The following is an 18339-nucleotide window of genomic DNA, read 5'->3' as shown; positions in this document are numbered from 1 at the left end:
TATGGACGTTTTGCGTGAAACCTTGCGAGCGCTGCTCAGCCATTGGCGTCAGCACCCGGTGCAGTTTTTCAGTGTGCTGACCGGGCTCTGGCTGGCCACCGGCCTGTTGACCGGGGTGCAGGCGCTGAACAGTCAGGCGCGAGAAAGTTACGCTCGCGCCAGTCAGCTGATTGGCGGTGAACCCCAGGCCAGCCTCAGTGCGCCGAATGGCGCGACCTTCTCTCAGGGAGTGTTCGTCGACCTGCGCCGGGCCGGTTGGCCGGTGTCACCGGTGTTGCAGGCACGAATTCAACTCAAGGGGCGTGAAGACCTGCGCTTGCAGTTGATGGGCATCGAGCCGTTGTCGTTGCCCAGCGGTTCGGCGCTGGCCGGACAACACCTCGACATGGCGCAGATGGTCGATTTTGTCGGCCCGCCGGGCCGTACCTGGATTGCCCCGTCAACCTTGCAGGCGCTCGGTTTGCGTGAGGGCGACCAACCACAAAGCCTGAACGGGCAGACCTTGCCACCGTTGCACAGCCAGGTCGACATGGCCCCCGGCGTGCTGCTGGTGGACATCGGAGTTGCCCAGCGGGTGCTGGGGTTGCCGGCACAGCTGTCGCGCCTGTTGTTGCCCAGGGACTTCGCAGCCACCGAGCCGCAGCTGCCCAGCGAATTGACGGGACAGTTGCAACTCAAGCGCAGCGGCGAGGAGAACAATCTGGCGCGGCTTACCGAGAGCTTTCACCTGAACCTTGATGCGCTGGGGTTTCTGTCGTTTGTGGTCGGCTTGTTTATCGTCCACGCGGCCATCGGCCTGGCGTTGGAGCAACGTCGTGGACTGTTCAGAACCTTGCGCGCCTGTGGGGTCAGCGTGCGGACGCTGATCTTCTGCCTGAGCCTCGAATTGGGTGGGCTGGCACTGCTCGGCGGGTTGGCCGGGGTAGTCAGCGGCTACCTGTTGGCCAGCCTGCTGTTGCCGGACGTTGCCGCCAGCTTGCGTGGTTTGTATGGCGCCGAAGTGGCGGGGCAGTTGAGCCTCAGCCCGCTATGGTGGTTCAGCGGGCTCGGTTTGAGCCTGCTCGGCGCATTGCTGGCCGGGGCGAACAGTTTGCTGCGAGCGGCGCGACTGCCGCTGCTGGCGTTGGCCAACCCGCAAGCCTGGCATCAGGCTCACGCGCGCTGGTTGCGGCGTCAGGGTTGGGTGGCGGCGGTCGTTGCGGCGATCGGCCTGATCGCGTTGCTGTGGGGTGACAGCCTGGCCAGCGGTTTTGTGTTGATGGCCGCGTTGTTGATCGGTACTGCATTGAGTTTGCCGGTGCTGCTCGACGCCGTATTGAATCGACTCGTGGGGCGTAGCCGGTCGGTGCTGGGGCAATGGTTTCTCGCCGATTGCCGTCAGCAACTGCCGGCCCTGAGCCTGGCCTTGATGGCGCTGTTGTTGGCGCTGGCAGCCAACATCGGTGCCGGCAGCATGACCGCCGGTTTTCGTCAGACCTTCAGTGACTGGCTGGAGCAACGGTTGACCGCCGAGCTATACGTCAACCCGCAGAACCCGGCGCAAGCCACCGAACTGCAGCAATGGCTGCCGGAACAAAAACTCAGCGCGGTGTTGCCGAGCTGGCAGGTTGCAGTGTCATTGGAGGGCTGGCCGGCGGACCTTTACGGGGTGATCGACCATCCGACCTATCGCGAGCATTGGCCGTTACTTGAAGCGTTGGGTGAGCGCCCCTGGGATCAGTTGGTGGCGCATGACACGGTGATGCTCAGCGAGCAACTGGCCCGCCGACTCAAGCTGCGGCTCGGTGACCGTCTAAGCATTCCTACACCACAAGGCACATGGTCACCGCAACTGATCGGAATCTATGCCGACTACGGCAACCCCAAGGGGCACTTGCTGGTCAACGCCGAACACCTGTTGCGTTACTGGCCGCAACTGACGCCGAGTCGCTTCAATTTACGTATCGATCCGGCGCAAACCCTCGCGCTGCTGACGGCGCTACAGACGCGCTTTGCCCTGGACGACAGCCGCATCGTTGATCAAGCCCGGCTCAAGGGCTGGTCGACGCAGGTGTTCGAACGGACCTTCGCGGCGACTGCGGCGCTCAACAGCCTGACCCTCGGCGTGGCTGGCGTGGCGCTGTTCATCAGCTTGCTGACCCAGAGTCAGAGCCGTCTCGGGCAACTGGCGCCATTGTGGGCACTGGGCGTGACGCGCCGACAATTGATGCTGCTCAACCTCGGGCAGACCTGGTTGCTGGCACTGCTCACGCTGGTGGTGGCGTTACCCTTGGGATTGGCATTGGCCTGGTGCCTGGACACGGTGATCAACGTTCAGGCGTTTGGCTGGCGCCTGCCGTTGCGGGTGTTCCCGTTGCAACTCGTGGAATTGATGGGGCTGGCGATGTTGGCGACGTTACTGGCCTCGGCCTGGCCATTGTTCAAACTCTATCGTACGCAACCGGCAGACCTGCTGAGGAGCTTTGCCCATGAGGATTAACCGGGCCGTTGGCGTGTTGTTGCTGGCATTGACGGGTTGCGATGACTCATCGACGCACAACGAAAGTTTCGCCGGGCTGGGCAGTGAAGCGGCTTCGTTCCAGCAAGTGACGCCGGGCCGGGTATTCAGCTTCCCGGCAGATCACAGCGCCCATGACGGTTACCGCGTCGAGTGGTGGTACATCACCGCCAACCTCAAGGACCCGCAGGGCCAGGAATTTGGCGTGCAGTGGACGTTGTTTCGCAATGCCCTGAAGGCTGGGCCCGAGCAGCCCGACTGGGCCAGCCAGATCATCTGGCTCGGTCACGCGGCGGTGACCTCGGCGACCGTTCACCACGCCGCCGAGCGTTATGCCCGCGGTGGCGTCGGCCAGGCCGGGGTTCAGAACGTGCCGTTTGCGGCGTGGATCGATGACTGGCGCCTGAGCACTCAAACCGACACCGCCAACCCCTTGGCCGAGATGCAGATGCAGGCCAGCGGCAAGGGCTTCAACTATCGGCTGCGACTCACTTCCAGTCGACCGTTGGTGCTGCAAGGCGAGCAAGGCTTCAGTCAAAAATCCGAACAGGGCCAGGCGTCGTACTACTACAGCCAGCCGTTCTTCCAGGCCAGCGGTAGCCTGGAAATCGACGGAGCAACGTATCAGGTCAGTGGCCCGGCGTGGCTCGACCGTGAGTGGAGCAGCCAGCCGCTGACGGCGAACCAGACCGGTTGGGACTGGTTTTCCCTGCACCTGGACGGTGGCGCGCAGTTGATGCTGTATCGGATGCGGCAAAAGGGAGGAGCGGCATACCTGACTGGCACCTGGATCAACCCGGACGGCAGCGCGGTGCAACTCTCGCGAGACGAGATCAGCCTCACGCCGTTGGCGTCTTCCGAGGTGGCCGGACGGCGTTTACCGACACGCTGGTCGATCAAGGTTCCGCGCAAAGGCCTGGACATCACCAGCAGCGCCTTGAACCCCCGGGCCTGGATGGATTTGCGCATTCCCTACTGGGAGGGGCCGGTGCAGGTGAGCGGCAGCCATGCCGGCAATGGATATCTGGAAATGACCGGGTACTGATCCAGAGCGCCGCCCGGTATCCTTGCGCTCCTGCTCAGGGAGGCAAGGGTGGTTGGACTGGTTTGGTTTTTTTTCGTTACAAACAATTTGGTGGAAACATTGTGTCCAGATTTATTCAGAGTTTGTGAACGGACAGATTGTTTACGTTCCATTAAAATCTCCCCGTTCGCCCAGTGTCGGGGCTCTTTACCGGTGCATGGATTGCCAGGCCATAACACTGGGCGAGCACCTGTCACCAGACGCGATAAACAACATTCCATCGCGCATCTCATCGCACCGATAGCCTTCAAGTAACGCCTCTCGTTAAAAAGCTCCCTGTTCAAGCAATCGGCTGAAGACTTCCAGTTCGGTTTTTTCCAGATCGGATATCACGATAAAACGCATGTGATTGTGTTGCCACGCGACAACGTTGTAACCGCGGATGAACTGGTTTTTCCGGGGCTGATCGGCTTCTGTCGTCGGCACCATGAACACGTTGATGATGTGCTTCGCCCGCCCGTAAGACAGCGCAGCGGTCGTCTGGTGTTGCAGGTAATCCAGGCGCCCGCCGAGTAAAGGAAAACCCTGTGCCGAGAAGTCGAACACCGGTGGCGAAAAGTCCAGCTTGCCGGTAAACCAGGGCTTGACCGTGTGCCGGTCGGACGACACGACATCGTTCAGGTGCTCAGCCATCAGCGAGCGCACATGGCTGGACACCGCTTCCTCCAGCCAGGGTTGCTCAGGCGAAGGCGTGGCCACATACAACGCCAGGGCCATGGCCAGCGCGACCGCGGAAAAAGCCGGTGCCAGCCACTTTTGCGTGGTCTCTCTCAACGCTTGCCAAGGAGAGGTCGGTGACGGGAGATTGACGAAAACCTGTTGAATCAGCGCATCGGGCGCCGCGTAATACGGCGCATAGGCCTTGACGCTGGTGATCAGCCGTTGCATTTCATCATGCACGCGTTGGCAGTCGGCGCAGTGCGACAGGTGCCCGGCAACGTTCGCAGTGGTCGTTGCATCCAGTTCATGGTCCAGGTAGCCATGAATCAATTCGTGGCAGACCGTGCAGTTGATCTCATTCATGGCCTTGCAACTTCAGTAGTTCCAGCTTGAGCATGGCGCGAGCCCTGGCCAGTCTAGACATGACGGTTCCCAGAGGTATGTCGACCACCTTCGCGATGTCCTTGTAAGGCATGTCCTCCAATTCCTTGAGGACGATCATTTCGCGAAAGGCCGGGGGCAGGGCGCGCAGTGCCTGTTGAACCCGTGCGGCGTCTTCGGCCTGCATGGCGAGCAGTTCCGGTGTCTGGCTGTGGCTCAGGGCAAAGTTGTCCTGCGAGATTTCATCGCCGATGGCGACCCAACGATGGCTGGCCGAGCCCTTTAGCCAGTTGTAACTCTCGTTGCGGACGATCGTCAGGAACCAGGCCTTGGCATTGCCATCGGCAAAGCGATGCAGAAATCTAAACGCCTTGAGCGCACTTTCCTGCACCACATCATGTGCCGCGCTGTCACTGCCGGTGAGCCAGCGCGCGAGGTTGTAAGCGGCATCCATATGCGGTGCAAGCAGCTCCTCAAATCGCTTCATAGTGCCCCAGCCTTTGCCCCCTATAACCCGGATTCGCTGCGTTTTATTCCCGGAATGAAAAATGTTTTTTTCCCGGGAATAAAACCCCGACCGGCTCGGTTGTACATCCTGTCAGTTCATCAATGTAGACCGCTACGAGGGCGTTCCCATGAACATTCGTCCGGCATCACATGAAAAACGTACAGATGGCCCCCTGGACCCCGACCGCAGGCACCTGCTCAAGTGCTCGGCGTGGGCGGGTGCCGGTGTCATCTGGGCATTGAGTGGCGGCATTCCCCGAGCGTTCGCCCTGGGCGAAGATGGCCAGGTGAAGGACCCGAAAGCGCTGGACAGCACCTTCCACTTCGTGCAAATCAGCGACTCGCACATCGGTTTCAACAAGGAAGCCAATCCCGAACCGCTGAAGACCTTGCAAGTCGCCATCGACAAAGTCATCGCGCTGCCGAAAAGGCCTTCGCTGATCCTGCACACAGGGGACATCACCCACCTCTCCAAACCGGAGGAATTCGATACTGCCGCGTCTGTGCTCAAAGGCCTGCCTTCAACCGTGCACTACATACCGGGTGAGCACGACACCCTCGATGAGGGCGGTGGCAAGCTCTATCTCGAGCGCTATGGCAAAGGCACCAAAGGCAATGGCTGGTACAGCTTCAACGACCACGGCGTGCACTTCATCGCGCTGGTCAACGTCTTCAACTTCCAGGCGGGCCACGAGGCGACGCTTGGTGCCGAGCAACTGGCCTGGCTGCAGGATGATTTAAAGGCGGTGAGCACCAGCACACCGGTTGTGGTGTTCACCCACATTCCATTGTGGACGATCTATCAGCCGTGGGGCTGGGGCACCGAAGACGGCGATCAGGCCATCGCCATGCTGCGCAAATACGGTTCGGTGACGGTCCTCAATGGCCACATTCATCAGGTCATCCAGAAAGTCGAGGGCAACATCACCTTCCACACCGCACGCGGCACGGCTTACCCGCAACCCGCACCCGGTGTCGGGCCAGCACCGGGACCGATGACCGTGGCAGCCGATCAACTGCGCAACTACCTGGGGATTACCGAGGTCAAGGCGACGCAGGGCGATCATCCGTTGGCATTGATCGATTCAACACTCGTTTAGGGGAGGCGCTGAGATGAAGCATTTACTGCGGGTTCTGGCCTTGGGTTGGCTGATGGTGTCGATTCCGGTGTGGGCAGAAGGGACCAAAATCGATATCAAGGAATTCATGTTTGCTCCCAAGGACGTGACGGTAGCGGTGGGCACCACCGTGACCTGGGTCAACGACGATCAAACGGTCCATACGGTGATGGAAACCCACAAGGTGTTCCACTCACCGGCGCTCGACACCAACGACAAGTTTTCCTATCAGTTCAATACGCCGGGGACCTATGAGTACTACTGTGCACTGCACCCGCAGATGGTTGGTAAGATTATTGTCAGTGGGGCGAAGTGAGAGGAGGGCAGGTGCAACTCAGTGAAAAAAATGGGCGACCCGAGGTAAATGCCCATCAATTAAGCGAACACAAGGTTCGAAACAGCAAAGATCAAATGCGGGAGCGGGCTTGCTCGCGAAGACGGTTTACGACGCGACGAATATGTCGCTCGATATGACGCTTTCGCGAGCAAGCCCGCTCCCACAGTGGACCTGCTTTGTTTTACAGAATGCATTTCGGCCAGCACGGTCAACTGCTGAATCGCCAACGCCACGCTGCGGCGCGAGCCTTCGAGTTCAAAGGCCAGATCGGTGGCCATGGCGTTGAGCGAGGCGAGGGTTTCGGAGGTGTGGATCAGCAGGGTTTCGGTGTCGACGTCGGGGGTGAGGGCGAAGATGGAGCTGATGGGGGCGGGGCGATTGGGGGTGATCTTTTTCATTGGCTTGTTCCTGAAACTGAATCAAGGAAAAGCGCCTGCTTGAATTTAGAGGCGCTTGTGCACCTAGATCTTTTGAAGGGCTTCCACACCCTTGCCACTGATTTTGCAGCGACAGACGAAGGCTATTCGCCTGACCCATTCGGCACAAGTTCACCAAAACCGCTACAGCGTGAAGGAAACTTCCGAAGCCCTATGTATTCAGGCCAAAGAGTCGACGCACCTGCTCGGCATCGGCGTTGCCGTTGTGATCAAACGACAGGAAGTACCGAAGCTGCCAGTGCTGCGTCCTCACCGCGTCTTTCGCGACGGGTTGGACCCACGGCGGATAGACGCGGATAGCGCGCTTTCCGCCTTTCCCGTTGAGCGACAGGATGCCCTTCGAGGCCAATATCTGCGGGTCGAACACAAACTGCCCGCGATGCGTCGCATCGCACACGCTCACCACCACAAAGGCTACGCCATCGGCACTGTCAAGCGGCGCAATGACACTGCCTGGCGTTGGTCGCTTCCATAAGGTAACGAACTGTCCAACCTTGGTCGGCGTGGTCTTCGCCACACGAAAAACAATCGTGCGGCCGTCGAGACCAAAACGCGCGGCACCGTACTCGGTACTCTCGGCTTCGCATAGCGCTGTTTGCGTCACCGTCATGCCAGCGGGTTCATAGACATTCTGGATAGCGGCGACCAGATCGCGTGGAAGAGGAGAAGGGCAGGTGTGGGCCGATTTTGTGGGTGGGGCAGCGAGGTCGGATTTCAACGGGAGGGATCACTGAGCGTCGGGACGGATTCATAGACTAAGGCATCCACGGTAATAAATGTGTCCTGTTGTACCGGTGCTTTGTCGACGTCGGACGCTCATGTAATAGCTGACAACCCTCTCTCGCATGATCCGCCGACTTATCAGGTCAGCCGCGGCAGATTGAGCGCTGCACGGCACTCCTCAATCGACCGCCGCTGCGTATCGGCATACAACGCCAGTTCATCAATAGTCGACCGCCCCAATGCTTTTTCAAACGCTTGCCGATTCGAATGCTCGGCGTAGTGGGTCTGCGCGGCGTCACCCAGGTTCGACTGGAAAATCCCCGCCGCGCTGACCGGCAGAAAGTCTTCGTACACCAGCGGCTCTGCGCGGATGTACCCAGCCTTGAGCAAGTCTTGCAACGACGCTGACCCCAATTCGTCGCTATCAGCTGCTAGGCCCTTTTCAGTGACGAAGTAGCGGAAGTAGGCCAGACCCTGTTCGCGCATTTCGTTGTAGCTGTCCGGGAAGGCTTTGAAATGCTGCTCCATCAGGCTGTTGTAGCGCGCCGCGTTGGCTTCGTTGGGGAAGTCCTTGAGCTCATCGCGAGCGGCGTTGAGCAGGCGGTCGTAGAGTGCGCGGCCTTCAGGCGTGAGTGCGGCGCCGCGTTGTTCGATTTCACCGAAGCGGGCGCTGTGGCTGCCATGAGCCTGCTGCTGATCGGTGAACGCAATCGGCTCGTCCAGCGCTTTGAAACTGGTCTGGCGCAGCAGGATCGGGCACTGGCGGCGCGGTGGGCCTTCGATCACCGCTTTGGGGGTGATGCCGTGTTCGGGCATTTTCGCCTGCACGATGTCGATGTCCAGCGTGCGCGGCGTCAGGTGGTTGATGTGCGGGCCTTTGAAGGCGACCACGTCGGCGATCAACCGATGCTGGGCACTGAGTTGCTGGTATTGCGCGGCGGTGACGGTGGCGTGGTGGTGCCAGCGGAAGGTTTCCAGAGCCTGTTCGACGAAATCCTCGGCTTGCTGCTCGTTGAGTCCGCCGTGTTGTTCGGCCTGCTCGATCAGCTTCAGCGCCTGCGCGGTGAAGATCGAACGCTTGGCCAGCACCGATTCGGCAAACGCGCGCAGTTCGGGGTTTTCGATCAGCTCCAGGCGCAGCAGCGAGGTGAACACCCGGAACGGGCTGACTTGCAAGGAGCTTTCATGCACGGCGCGGAACGCCGTGGAATGCACCGGCACCCCGGCCGGTGTCAGGTCGTAATAGCCGACCGGCTGCATGCCCATCACCGCAAACAAGCGGCAGAGGGTCGCCAGCTCTTGCGCAGTGCCGACGCGGATCGCCCCGTGGCGTTCGAGGTCCAGGCGCTCGATTTCGCCTGTGCTGCGTAACTGTCGGGCAATCGCCGGATCGCTGTCGAGCACCTGGGCGTTGGTCTGCGCCACCAGTTCCATCAAGGCGCCGTACAGCGGCACTTCTTCGCGGTACATGTCTGACATCGCCCGCGAGAAGCGTTGGCGGATCAGGTCTGGGCTGACGACGTTGTGGTTGCTCATAAACACGAATCCCGGCGCAGTGACAGTGGAGTAGGCCGATTCTGTTCGGCACAGGCGATGCTGACAAACGAAGTTTCTTCTGAACTTCATTCTGCAAATGACTGCTGCATTCAGCGCAACATCTGGTCCACCAGCTCGATCCAGTGCTTAACCAGCGTCCGTCCGGCGCTGGCGAGGTGGCTCTGGCAACCGATGTTGGCGGTGACGATCAGCTCCGGCCGGCCGCTTTCCAGAGCATTGAGCTTGTTGTCGCGAAGCTGCCGGGCGAGCACCGGTTGGGTCAATGAGTAAGTCCCGGCCGAGCCGCAACACAGATGACTGTCGGGCACGCTGGTGAGATTGAAACCGAGGCGGGTCAGTAGTTCTTCGATTGCACCGCCGAGTTTTAGCGCGTGCTGCAAGGTGCATGGGCAGTGGAAGGCGATGCGTCGTTCGGTGGCCGCGCACACTCGCTCCAAGGGTTCGTCGCGCAGGATTTCCACCAGGTCTTTGCTCATCTCGCTGACCCACTTGGCTTTGGCCGCGTAGGCGGGATCGGTCTTGAGCAAATGGCCGTAGTCCTTGATGAACGCACCGCAGCCGCTGGCGGTTTGCACGATGGCTTCGGCGCCGTTTTCCAGCGCGGGCCACCAGGCGTCGATGTTCTGGCGGGCGCGATTCAGTCCCTGTTCCTGAGCATCAAGGTGATAGTCCAGCGCCCCGCAGCATCCGGCCTGAGTGACGGGGATGACGCTGATCCCCAGTCGGTCCAGCACCCGCGCCGCGGCGGTGTTGGTGTTCGGCGACAAACCCGGCTGCACACAGCCTTCGAGCATCAGCACTTTTCGCGCATGCACCGTGGTTGGCCATTCTCCCGCTGGCGGCACGTCGTGCGGCAATTTGGCTTCGAGGTCACGCGGCATCAGCGGCCGGAAGGTTGCACCGATCTGCAACAAGGCCTTGAACAGTCCGGGGTTCGGCGCCATCGCCCGCAAGCCCTGGCGCAACAGGCGCTGGCTCGCCGAGCGCGGCACCGCCTGATCGACCACGGCGCGGCCAATGTCCAGCAGGTTGTGATAATCAACCCCGGACGGGCAGGTGGTTTCGCAGGCGCGGCACGACAGGCAGCGGTCCAGGTGCAATTGGGTCTGGGCAGTGGCGGGGTGGCCTTCGAGCACTTGCTTGATCAGGTAGATGCGCCCACGCGGGCCGTCCAGTTCATCGCCAAGCAACTGATAGGTCGGGCAGGTAGCGTTGCAGAACCCGCAATGCACGCAGGTGCGCAGTATGCTTTCGGCCTCTGCCGCGCGGGGCAGGCGTTTGGCCTGTTCGCTGAGGGTGGTCTGCATGCTTCAGAACTCCGCGTACATCCGGCCAGGGTTGAACAGCCCCCGAGGGTCGAGTTGGGCCTTGAGCTGTTGGTGGTAACGCAACAGCGCTGGCGCCAACGGCTGGAACGGCGTGTCGCTGACACCGTGGCTATAACAGGTGGCGTGGCCACCCAGATCCGCGGCCAGCGACTGAATGTCCGGCGCCTCGGATTTCAACCAGCGTTGCGCGCCGGCCCAGTCGATCAGCTGTTCGCCGGGCAGCGTCAGCGGGCCGATGTTGTTCGGCAATGACAGACGCCACAACGGCAGCCCTTCATCGAAAAATGCCAGCTGTTGTTCATTCAGAGCCTCCCAGTATTGAGCGTCCAGCACCTCGCCGCCGAGGCGCTGATGAGCGGCGCTGACCGAGCCTTCGCCGCCCTCCAGCCGCAGGTGCAATTGCCGGCCGTCATGGCACGCCGCGCTGATGGGCAGCGGTTGCTGGCCCCATTCGGCGAGTTTGCTCAAGGCTCGGGCGCTGTCGAGTTCCAGGCTGATGCTCAGGCATTGGCGCGGTTTGGGCAGAACCTTGAGCGAAACTTCGGTGATCACGCCGAGGCAACCGAAGCTGCCGGTCAACAACCGCGACAGGTCATAACCGGCGACGTTTTTCATCACCTCACCGCCAAAACGCAACGGCTTGCCGTTGCCGGTGATCAGCCGGGTGCCGAGCACAAAGTCGCGCACCGCGCCGGCCCACGGGCGACGCGGACCTGATAGCCCCGAGGCGATCATGCCGCCGACCGTGGCATCTTCACCAAAGCAGGGCGGTTCACAGGGGAGCATTTGTCCGGCCGCATCCAGCGCCGCCAGCAATTCCCTCAGCGGAGTGCCGCAGCGGGCGCTGATCACCAGTTCGGTCGGGTCATAGCTGACGATGCCGCGATGGACGCGGGTGTCGAGCACCTCGCCAGCGACTTCGCGGCCAAGGAAGGCTTTGCTGCTGGCGCCTTGAATGCGCAACGGCGTGGCGTTCTCCCGGGCCTGGTTGATCTGCTCCAGTAACTCGGCGCTGGCATCCCGGTCCTGTTCGGCACGCATCAGAAACGCTCCAGGTCGGGGAAGGGCAGTTGCCCGCCGTGGACATGCATGGCACCGAACTCGGCGCAGCGGTGCAGGGTGGGAATATTCTTGCCGGGATTGAGCAGGCCTTTGGCGTCGAACGCGACTTTGATTGCGTGAAACACCGTCAGCTCGTCGCTGTTGAACTGTGCGCACATCTGATTGATTTTCTCCCGACCGACGCCGTGCTCGCCGGTGATGCTGCCGCCGACCTTGACGCAGAGTTCGAGGATTTTGCCGCCGAGGGCTTCGGTGCGTTCCAGCTCGCCGGGCTGGTTGGCGTCGAACAGGATCAGCGGGTGCATGTTGCCGTCGCCGGCATGAAACACGTTGGCCACTCGCAAGCCGTATTCACTGGCCAGCTCGGCAATCCCCTTGAGCACCCGAGGTAACTCGCGTCGCGGGATGGTGCCGTCCATGCAGTAATAGTCCGGCGACAAGCGCCCGATTGCCGGGAACGCCGCTTTGCGTCCGGCCCAGAACTTCACCCGTTCAGCCTCGTCACGCGCCTGGCGCACTTCACTGGCACCGGCCCGCTCCAGCACGGCGCGAACCCGTAGGCAATCATCGCGTACATCGGCTTCGACGCCATCGAGTTCACACAGCAAAATTGCCTCGGCATCCACCGGGTAGCCGGCGTGAACGAAGTCTTCGGCGGCGCGCAAGGCCAGGTTGTCCATCATCTCCAGGCCTGCCGGGATGATCCCGGCGGCGATGATATTCGCCACGGCGCCTCCGGCTTTTTCCACGGAGTCGAAACTCGCCAGCAGCACTTTGGCAGCCTGTGGTTTGGGCAGCAGTTTGACCGTGACTTCGGTGATGATGCCCAGCAATCCCTCGGAGCCGTTGAACAGCGCCAGCAGGTCAAACCCCGCTGAATCCAGCGCGTCCGAGCCCAAGGTCAGGTGTTCGCCTTCGATCGTCAGCACTTCCAGTTTCAGCACATTGTGGACGGTCAGGCCGTATTTCAGGCAGTGCACGCCACCTGCGTTTTCCGCGACATTGCCGCCAATCGAACAGGCGATCTGCGAGGACGGGTCCGGCGCGTAATACAGGCCAAGCGGTGCGACGGCCTGGGAAATCGCCAGGTTGCGTACCCCCGGCTGAACTCGGGCGGTGCGGGCGGCGGGGTCGATGTGCAGGATCTGGTTGAAGCGCGCCATCACCAGCAGCACACCTTTTTCCAACGGCAGCGCGCCGCCGGACAGCCCGGTGCCGGCGCCACGCGCCACCACTGGCACCTGACGGGCGTGGCAGAGTTTGAGCACGGCTTGAACCTGCTCGAAATAACGCGGCAGCAGTACCAGCATCGGCGTGGTTCGATAGGCTGAGAGCCCGTCGCACTCGTAGGGTTTGAGTTCTTCTTCGCGGTAGAGAATGTCCAGTTCCGGCACCTGCTCGCGCAAGGCGTTGAGCAAGGCTTCCTTATCGACCGGAGGCAGGGCACCGTCGATGCGTTCGTCGTAGAGAATGTTCATCAGATGACAAGCCTCGTAGCAGCTGCCGAACGCAGCCTTCGGCAGCTGCTACGGGTGTGTGTTCAATCCCGGGTCCCTTGTCATTTATAGTCAAGATTTCGACAGTGGGCCTGCCGACAGGGCTATTCCGGGCCGCCAAGCGGTGATGGCTATTTGATTGCGCCCTGATAGACTTCCAGACATCCCTGTCCGAGTTACTCGAAGTTTCAGGTCAGTAGTAGTGAAGAGGAGCTTTGTCCCCCTATGCACCATAACGGAGGAAAGGGACTTTCACTGGCAAGGAGGCTTTACACATCGCGAACCCTGGGGATGGTCCTGGGCCTGCTCTGCGTGGGCGCGGCGATCATTCCACTCAATCCGCCCCATTGGCTGTTGGCGCTGATGCTGTTCAACGGCCTTGTCTGGCCGCACCTGGCCTATCAATGGGCGCGCCGCTCGCCCACGCCTTATCACGCCGAACACCGGAATATTCTGATCGACGCGTTCATGGGCGGATTCTGGGTCGCTGCCATCCAGTTCAACCCCTTACCCAGCACTGCCACGTTGTCGATGATGGCGATGAACAACGTCGCCATTGGAGGCCTGCGTTTTCTGCTCGTCGGCACGGTGGCTCAGTTGCTGGGTATGGGTGTCGGGCTGCTGATCTTCTTTCCGGTGTTCATCCCGCAAACCAGCCCTGTTCAGTTGTATGCCTGTTTGCCGCTGCTGACGCTGTATCCCATGTTTCTGGGCTGGATCTGCTTTCGCCAGGCCCACACGCTGGGCAAGCACAAACGCGAACTGCTGGCCCTGAGCCGCACCGACAGCCTCTCCGGGCTGTTGAACCACGGGGCCTGGAAAGATGCGCTGGAGGTCGAGTTCCAGCGCTGCCAGCGCCAGCAGCGGGGCGGTGCGATTGCCTTGATCGACATCGACCACTTCAAAATCATCAACGACACCTACGGTCATGTGGCCGGCGATATCGTGTTGCGTCAGTTGAGCAAAATCCTCAAGCAAAACCTGCGCGCCAGTGATGTGGCCGGGCGCTATGGCGGTGACGAGTTCTGCGTGATCCTGCCCGACGTGCCACTGGCCCACGCTGCACAGGCGATGGACGCCTTGCGTGATCGGTTTTCGGGGCTGGGTTACGAGCAGAATCCGGCGTTGAAAGTCAGCCTGAGCATCGGCCTGGCTGCGTTCGACCCAATGCACACTGAAGCCATGCAATGGCTCAACGATGCCGATGAGGCGCTGTATGCGGCCAAGACCACCGGGCGTAACCGGGTGATCTGCCATGCCGATGGGCTGGTGCAGCGGGTGGCGATGGTTTGAATACGCATAAACAAGCGCGGACCGTCGTAGCAGCTGCCGAGCCCGCGAGGCTGCGTTCGGCTGCGAAGCGGTCGTAAAATCCGGCAACGCGCTCTTTCAGGTAAACCGCGTATGCAGGATTGGCGAGGACTGCGTCCTCGAACGCAGCCTCGCGGGCTTGACAACTGCTATGGGCGGATGGGTAGAGGTCCTCAGGTAATCGGCGTACTGACGAACGCCGGCAGCTGTTCGGCGTAGGCGGTGAACGCGCGGATTTTCGGGAACTGCGCGTCACTGACCTGATCCGGCACCACCAGATTGGTGAAGCTCCAGGCCACGGCGAGGGTGATGCCGGCCTGGTCGAGGGAACCGTCGGTCTTCAGCGGCTGCTTGTCCAGTTCCTGTTCCAGCGCTGAATACGCCGCCAGCAACTGCCCGCCGACGCGTTCCAGCCACGGTTCATGCTGTTTCTCGGCAGGTCGCAAATTGCGCTCGTAATAGATCTGCACCGACTTCTCGCAGGCCGCCAGGGCCAGGCCGATCAGCCGCAATGCACGCGCGCGCTGGTTCAGTTGCGCGGGCATCAGGCTCTTGTCTGGTCCGCTCAAGGCTTCCAGGTAGTCGATGATCAAGGTCGAATCCATCAGCACTTCGCCGTTGTCCAGCACCAGCGTCGGGGCCTTGACCACCGGGTTGATCTGCTGGAATTCCGCAAACTGGCGGAACACCGATACCGAGGCGTGCTCGAACGGGATGTCCAGCGATTTCAGGCTAATGGCGACGCGTCTTACATAAGGTGAATCGAGCATTCCGATCAGCTTCATGTACAGCTCCTTTGATAATGCGTAGACAGTGCGCCGCCAATTTAGCGGTAAACCCATGACCTTCGCCAGTGCTCTCGGGCTCAGCCGCTATGCTTGAGAGTCTAGGTACCCGGATGTTTCTGGAGGTCTGTCATGCCCGCCGAAAACACTGCGCTCGTCCTTGCCGGTGGCGGCAGCCTCGGTGCGGTTCAGGTCGGCATGTTGCAGGCGCTGGTCGAAGCGGGTGTGTCGTTCGATATGGTGATCGGTGCCTCGGTCGGTGCCATCAACGGTGCGTACTTCGCTGCGCGTCCGAACGTGCAAGGGGTGGCCGAGCTGGCGGACTTCTGGCGTGGTTTGCGCAAGGCCGATGTGTTTCCGTTTTCGTTGCTCGATAGCCTGTCGGCAATTTTTCGGCGCAGGGGTTTTCTGTTGCAGTCTGCGGCGCTGGAGCATCTGGTGCGGCGGGCGTTGCCCTTCAAGCAGATCGAAGACACCGAGTTGCCGCTGCACATCGTCACCACCAATTTGCTGACCGGCGCCGAAGAGCTGCTGTCCAGCGGCAGTGTCGAGCAGGCGTTGCTGGCCAGCGCGGCGATTCCATTGGTGTTTCCGTGTGTGCAGATCGGCGGCAAGCTGTTGATCGACGGCGGCGTGGCCAGCAATACGCCGATTGCCAGTGCGGTGTACCTTGGCGCGACGCGGGTTGTAGTGGTGCCGACCGGTTTTGGTTGTGACTGCCCCAGTCCACCCTCGGGGCTGGTGGCGTTGGCGCTGCACACCTTGAACCTGATGAGCATGCGTCAACTGGTGCGCGACATTGAACTGTATTCACCGCGAGCGGCGATCCATGTGGTCGCGCCGCTGTGTCCGCTGGGGATCTCGGTGTTCGATTTCACCCAGACCGATCAACTGCTGCAGCGCGCTTATCTGTCGACCCTGACCTGGATCGAGGGCGGCGGGCTGCTTCGGGCCGGGGTGCCGGGCTCGTTGCAAGCCCACACCCATACCCATCATGGCGGTGAGGGTCAGTCCTCGAACCCGACCTGCTCGTGAATCTCATCCATCTTCAGCTCCAGGCGATAGGCCACGGCAATGAACAGCGCCTGGCACAGGCACAAGGTCGCACTCAAGGAGCGGAATGCAAACGAGGAGCCTTCATTGACCAGCAGCACCGTATTCGCCCGTTTGGCCAGCGGTGACAGGTTGCTGTCAGTGATGATCAGGGTCTTTGCCTGATGGTGCTGGGCGATGCGCAGGCAGTGTTGGGTTTCCTTGCCGTAGGGCGTGAAGCTGATGGCAATCACCAGGTCATTGGCCCGCACGCTGCGCATTTGCTCGCGGTAGCTGCCGCCCAGTCCCGAGACCAGGTGAATGCGCTTGTTGGTGTGTTGCAGGTTGTACACCAGGTAATCGGCCACCGCGAACGAACGGCGGACCCCGACCACGTAGATGTTGTCGGCATTCACCACCAGGTCCACGGCTTTCTCGAAGGACTGGTCATCCAGCTCCAGGCCCAGGCGTTCGATGCCTGACAGCGTGGCGTTGATGCACTCGCGCGCCAGGTCGCCGCCGCTGGCCTTCTGCGATTTGTTGGCGATCATGCTGCGAATGCGCTGCTGGTAGTTCTGCACCGGCGTGGTCTTGTGGGTGTACGCCTCGCGGAACAACGCCTGCATTTCGCTGAAACCGCTGAAACCAAAGCGCTGGGAGAAACGCACGATGGCCGAAGGGTGCACTTCGCATTCGCGGGCGATGTCGCTGATGCGGTCGACCATGATCCGGTCGCTCTGCTGGCTCATGTAGCTGGCGATGCGTTTGAGCTGCCGCGGCAGGCTTTCGTATTCGTTGGTGATCAGCTGCAGCAAGCGTTCGGCATTGATCGGGGGGCTGGCGAGGTCGCTTTGCGGCGTGGTCTCGGCGGTAGCCGGCTGATCGGTGCGGGACATAAATGATCCTCCTGGCTTGTTCTTATTGGGCCGCTCGGTGAAGCGTTGTCCATGACAATAGGTTGGCTGTGCGCAGTCTACAGGGTAGGCGTGAATAAAATCTTGAGCCGTGGGTCAGCCAGGCATGTGCTGAAACTCTGAAAGCACTTTTCGCGGTGAATTACGCCACGCAGGCAGGCGTGGCGTCGCCGTTTGTCTTCTATATACAGCCGTTCGATTGAATTTCTTGCTATAAACGCACTCCGATGACCGCCTCAAAGCTTGCCATAGAGCAATTTAAGGGCTGTGTCGGACAAATTCCCTGTCTTTTCAGTTGCTGAGGTTGCAAGTCGGCCTTAGACTGCCGCCCCTCGTAAATTGAGTGCCGGGTGGCGCTTGGAATGTACGGCGCCTTTCCGAGGCCTTGCAGGTCGACCGGAAAGCTCCCTGATTCGCCTTAATGCACGTATTTTTTATAGAGAAATCAATGACAAAGGAAAAGTTGCTGGCCATGCCGGCGGATGACTACATGAATGCCGAGCAACAGGCTTTTTTCACCGAGCTGTTGCAAGCCATGAAAGTGGAAACCCACGAGCGCATCGAACAGAACCGCATCGCCATTGAGAGCCTGGATACCCCGGCTGACCCGGCTGACGCGGCTTCGGTCGAAGAAGAGCGCACCTGGCTGGTCAACGCCATTGATCGCGATCAGCGCATGCTGCCTCAGCTGGAAAGAGCGCTGGAACGTATCGGCGACGACACCTTCGGCTGGTGCGACGACAGCGGCGAGCCGATCGGCCTGAAACGCCTGCTGATCAGCCCGACCACCAAGTACTGCATCGAAGCTCAAGAGCGTCACGAGCAAATCGACAAGCACCAGCGTCAGGCCTGATTCTGTGTGACGGCCAACTCACCCTTGGCCGGCCCTGAAAGATCGCAGCCTGCGGCAGCTCCTTGCGGTATTGCATATACCAAGGAGCTGCCGCAGGCTGCGATCTTTGCGTTTCGGTGGGAGCAAACGCAGTCTTCAATGACAAAACCGAAACCCCTCACCCCTGTCTCGGGTGGCTCATTTGCCATCGGTGATGGCGATAGGCTATTGCCAATCCTTCGTTCAGCCCTTAATCTGCCGTCGCGTTTTTGGCGTCA

General features: G+C 60.8%; 16 protein-coding genes and 1 pseudogene. 7 read left to right on the top strand and 10 right to left on the bottom strand.

From position 1 onward, the window contains the following. Position 1 precedes the first annotated feature (1 nt). The gene (locus tag FPT12_RS03940) at positions 2-2479 is read left to right on the top strand and encodes an FtsX-like permease family protein (protein WP_145014727.1); all 2478 of its coding nucleotides are present in this window, start codon (positions 2-4) and stop codon (positions 2477-2479) included. Next, positions 2469-3542 carry a lipocalin-like domain-containing protein gene (locus FPT12_RS03935; RefSeq protein ID WP_145014726.1) on the top strand — a complete coding sequence of 358 codons (1074 nt, stop codon included), beginning with the start codon at positions 2469-2471 and terminating at the stop codon, positions 3540-3542. The genes FPT12_RS03940 and FPT12_RS03935 overlap by 11 nt, the downstream gene beginning before the upstream one ends. A 303-nt stretch (positions 3543-3845) precedes the next feature. On the opposite strand, the gene FPT12_RS03930 is transcribed toward FPT12_RS03935, so the two are convergent. Both FPT12_RS03930 and FPT12_RS03925 read right to left on the bottom strand, forming a co-directional pair. Then, complete coding sequence (locus tag FPT12_RS03930) at positions 3846-4604, bottom strand: anti-sigma factor (RefSeq protein ID WP_145014725.1); 759 nt, start codon at positions 4602-4604, stop codon at positions 3846-3848. After that, on the bottom strand, positions 4597-5109 hold the full coding sequence (locus FPT12_RS03925; protein ID WP_103315170.1) for a sigma-70 family RNA polymerase sigma factor: 513 nt from the start codon (positions 5107-5109) through the stop codon (positions 4597-4599). The genes FPT12_RS03930 and FPT12_RS03925 overlap by 8 nt, the downstream gene beginning before the upstream one ends. A gap of 148 nt (positions 5110-5257) precedes the next feature. Between FPT12_RS03925 and FPT12_RS03920 the strand changes: the two genes are divergently transcribed. Together FPT12_RS03920 and FPT12_RS03915 are read left to right on the top strand one after the other, a co-directional pair. After that, positions 5258-6229 carry a metallophosphoesterase gene (locus tag FPT12_RS03920; RefSeq protein WP_054596721.1) on the top strand — a complete coding sequence of 324 codons (972 nt, stop codon included), beginning with the start codon at positions 5258-5260 and terminating at the stop codon, positions 6227-6229. A 13-nt stretch (positions 6230-6242) separates the two neighbouring features. Further along, complete coding sequence (locus FPT12_RS03915; RefSeq protein WP_145014724.1) at positions 6243-6563, top strand: plastocyanin/azurin family copper-binding protein; 321 nt, start codon at positions 6243-6245, stop codon at positions 6561-6563. Between the two features lie 212 nt (positions 6564-6775). Here the strand turns inward: FPT12_RS03915 and FPT12_RS03910 are convergent. From FPT12_RS03910 to glcD, 6 genes and pseudogenes are all read right to left on the bottom strand, one after another. Next, a pseudogene (locus FPT12_RS03910) lies at positions 6776-6967 on the bottom strand (DUF6124 family protein); the annotation flags it as partial. Positions 6968-7172: 205 nt separating this feature from the next. Beyond that, entirely contained in the window at positions 7173-7739 is a 567-nt protein-coding gene (locus FPT12_RS03905; RefSeq protein ID WP_256676590.1) for a MepB family protein, read from the bottom strand. Between the two features lie 143 nt (positions 7740-7882). After that, positions 7883-9280: a VOC family protein gene (locus tag FPT12_RS03900; protein WP_145014723.1), complete on the bottom strand. Its 1398-nt coding sequence runs from the start codon at positions 9278-9280 to the stop codon at positions 7883-7885. A 110-nt stretch (positions 9281-9390) separates the two neighbouring features. Further along, a complete protein-coding gene (gene glcF, locus FPT12_RS03895; protein ID WP_145014722.1) occupies positions 9391-10608 on the bottom strand; it encodes a glycolate oxidase subunit GlcF in 1218 nt (405 codons plus the stop codon). A gap of 3 nt (positions 10609-10611) precedes the next feature. After that, positions 10612-11670 (bottom strand): glycolate oxidase subunit GlcE, encoded by a 1059-nt coding sequence (gene glcE / locus FPT12_RS03890; protein WP_145014721.1) that lies wholly within the window; start codon positions 11668-11670, stop codon positions 10612-10614. After that, positions 11670-13169 (bottom strand): glycolate oxidase subunit GlcD, encoded by a 1500-nt coding sequence (gene glcD, locus FPT12_RS03885; RefSeq protein WP_145014720.1) that lies wholly within the window; start codon positions 13167-13169, stop codon positions 11670-11672. The genes glcE and glcD overlap by 1 nt, the downstream gene beginning before the upstream one ends. A gap of 243 nt (positions 13170-13412) precedes the next feature. Here glcD and FPT12_RS03880 point away from each other — a divergent pair, with 243 nt between their 5' ends. Further along, positions 13413-14480, top strand: coding sequence for a diguanylate cyclase (locus tag FPT12_RS03880; protein WP_145014719.1), 1068 nt, complete (start codon positions 13413-13415; stop codon positions 14478-14480). A 191-nt stretch (positions 14481-14671) separates the two neighbouring features. Here FPT12_RS03880 and FPT12_RS03875 read toward each other — a convergent pair whose 3' ends face one another. Beyond that, positions 14672-15283: a glutathione S-transferase gene (locus FPT12_RS03875; protein ID WP_145014718.1), complete on the bottom strand. Its 612-nt coding sequence runs from the start codon at positions 15281-15283 to the stop codon at positions 14672-14674. A gap of 132 nt (positions 15284-15415) precedes the next feature. Here FPT12_RS03875 and FPT12_RS03870 point away from each other — a divergent pair, with 132 nt between their 5' ends. Continuing rightward, positions 15416-16318 (top strand): patatin-like phospholipase family protein, encoded by a 903-nt coding sequence (locus FPT12_RS03870; RefSeq protein ID WP_145014717.1) that lies wholly within the window; start codon positions 15416-15418, stop codon positions 16316-16318. On the opposite strand, the gene FPT12_RS03865 is transcribed toward FPT12_RS03870, so the two are convergent. Then, a complete protein-coding gene (locus FPT12_RS03865; RefSeq protein WP_054596731.1) occupies positions 16291-17211 on the bottom strand; it encodes a MurR/RpiR family transcriptional regulator in 921 nt (306 codons plus the stop codon). The two genes, FPT12_RS03870 and FPT12_RS03865, sit on opposite strands and share 28 nt — an antisense overlap. A 466-nt stretch (positions 17212-17677) precedes the next feature. Here FPT12_RS03865 and FPT12_RS03860 point away from each other — a divergent pair, with 466 nt between their 5' ends. Continuing rightward, positions 17678-18082 carry a TraR/DksA C4-type zinc finger protein gene (locus tag FPT12_RS03860; protein ID WP_019691009.1) on the top strand — a complete coding sequence of 135 codons (405 nt, stop codon included), beginning with the start codon at positions 17678-17680 and terminating at the stop codon, positions 18080-18082. Positions 18083-18339: the final 257 nt, after the last annotated feature.

It is taken from the genome of Pseudomonas sp. H3(2019), assembly GCF_007713465.1.
Taxonomy (GTDB): domain Bacteria; phylum Pseudomonadota; class Gammaproteobacteria; order Pseudomonadales; family Pseudomonadaceae; genus Aquipseudomonas.
Note: the sequence above shows the minus strand (reverse complement) of the source record. Positions and strands in the feature narration are given on the sequence as shown.

Excerpts from the sequence above, each read along its gene's own strand:
- FPT12_RS03925 (WP_103315170.1), bottom strand. The coding sequence starts at position 5,109 with ATGAAGCGATTTGAGGAGCTGCTTGCACCGCATATGGATGCCGCTTAC.
- FPT12_RS03880 (WP_145014719.1), top strand. The coding sequence starts at position 13,413 with ATGCACCATAACGGAGGAAAGGGACTTTCACTGGCAAGGAGGCTTTAC.
- FPT12_RS03875 (WP_145014718.1), bottom strand. The coding sequence starts at position 15,283 with ATGAAGCTGATCGGAATGCTCGATTCACCTTATGTAAGACGCGTCGCC.
- FPT12_RS03900 (WP_145014723.1), bottom strand. The coding sequence starts at position 9,280 with ATGAGCAACCACAACGTCGTCAGCCCAGACCTGATCCGCCAACGCTTC.
- FPT12_RS03920 (WP_054596721.1), top strand. The coding sequence starts at position 5,258 with ATGAACATTCGTCCGGCATCACATGAAAAACGTACAGATGGCCCCCTG.
- FPT12_RS03935 (WP_145014726.1), top strand. The coding sequence starts at position 2,469 with ATGAGGATTAACCGGGCCGTTGGCGTGTTGTTGCTGGCATTGACGGGT.
- FPT12_RS03930 (WP_145014725.1), bottom strand. The coding sequence starts at position 4,604 with ATGAATGAGATCAACTGCACGGTCTGCCACGAATTGATTCATGGCTAC.
- FPT12_RS03940 (WP_145014727.1), top strand. The coding sequence starts at position 2 with ATGGACGTTTTGCGTGAAACCTTGCGAGCGCTGCTCAGCCATTGGCGT.
- FPT12_RS03870 (WP_145014717.1), top strand. The coding sequence starts at position 15,416 with ATGCCCGCCGAAAACACTGCGCTCGTCCTTGCCGGTGGCGGCAGCCTC.
- FPT12_RS03860 (WP_019691009.1), top strand. The coding sequence starts at position 17,678 with ATGACAAAGGAAAAGTTGCTGGCCATGCCGGCGGATGACTACATGAAT.
- glcE (WP_145014721.1), bottom strand. The coding sequence starts at position 11,670 with ATGCGTGCCGAACAGGACCGGGATGCCAGCGCCGAGTTACTGGAGCAG.
- glcF (WP_145014722.1), bottom strand. The coding sequence starts at position 10,608 with ATGCAGACCACCCTCAGCGAACAGGCCAAACGCCTGCCCCGCGCGGCA.
- FPT12_RS03915 (WP_145014724.1), top strand. The coding sequence starts at position 6,243 with ATGAAGCATTTACTGCGGGTTCTGGCCTTGGGTTGGCTGATGGTGTCG.
- FPT12_RS03865 (WP_054596731.1), bottom strand. The coding sequence starts at position 17,211 with ATGTCCCGCACCGATCAGCCGGCTACCGCCGAGACCACGCCGCAAAGC.
- glcD (WP_145014720.1), bottom strand. The coding sequence starts at position 13,169 with ATGAACATTCTCTACGACGAACGCATCGACGGTGCCCTGCCTCCGGTC.